Source organism: Campylobacter taeniopygiae, assembly GCF_005406225.1.
GTDB lineage: Bacteria > Campylobacterota > Campylobacteria > Campylobacterales > Campylobacteraceae > Campylobacter_D > Campylobacter_D taeniopygiae.
Map to the genome: position 1 here is coordinate 1 of NZ_NXLY01000053.1, position 1,087 is coordinate 1,087.

1 protein-coding gene is annotated in these 1,087 nt (G+C 32.0%); it reads right to left on the bottom strand.

The features are described 5' to 3' along the window. Positions 1–237: 237 nt before the first annotated feature. On the bottom strand, positions 238–1,087 hold an 850-nt coding region (locus CQA75_RS08905; protein WP_137624600.1), incomplete at its 5' end, for a DUF1311 domain-containing protein.

The following is a 1,087-nucleotide window of genomic DNA, read 5'->3' on the forward strand; positions in this document are numbered from 1 at the left end:
TTTCAAATTCCCTTATAAAATCAATAAAGGAAATACCATACTCTTTTAACCAAGATTCTATTTTAGAATTAATCCACCAAAGAGCTACCATTGCTGTGCCAACAATAGCAATGCCTGCTAAAATTCCAAGTGTTGCACTACCGGTAAAAATGGCTATTGCCACAAACTTGGCTCGAAGCGTTACAAAAATAATTGGGTGAATTAAACGCTTTTTTACCCCTTGTAAATAATACCTTGTTAATTTTTCCTAATATAAATATATCTCTTTTCATAAGTGCATTTTAATTCTCTTTTATCGCCTTTTAAAAGATAAATGCGTTCTATTGGATAAGTAGATTTTTCATCATCCTGAAATCTGCGATTATAAAGGGTAATATAATTTTTTCCTTTAAACTCCATAACTCCATAGTATAAATAGCCTAGCATAGGATATCCAAAATCAAATTTTAGTGGTTGTGAAATTTTATTGCTTGGCATGGCATATAAACCAAATACTACAGCAGCATCGCTGTCAAGACCTGCTCGAAGATTATCTCGAGTATCTGATCCATCAAGATGTAAATCATCCCCATAGATTTTATCACTTGCTTTTGCATCTAGCTTACCATTTTTATATACCCAAAGTGCTTCATAATAAGCCCCTGATATAAGAATCAGATTTTCGGGCACTCCATCATTGTTAATATCAATTTTTCTTTTATACATTTTAGTATTATGGATAAAGAAAAAATTGTCATCATATTCGTCTTTGATAGCTTTTGCCATTTTTTCTTTTATAATCTCTCCCTTTTCTGTGCAAAAATCTGAAGTAATACCATATCTACTACTTGTTCCAAAAGTACAAAAGCCTATGCTATATGGAGGATTGACAGAAGGAGGAACTTCTTGCCATTTGCTCTCATCAAATTCATCATCATGCTGTCTTGCATATTCACATAATTCTTTATTGTTAGAATCTAGCACTTTACCTAGAAGTTTAAGCAAGTCTGTAATGCGGTTTTCATAAGAATGTTGTATAAAATCAGAGCGTTCTTCATAGGCATCTTCTTCATTATGAGAATATTGTATAAAATCAGCTCTATCAATT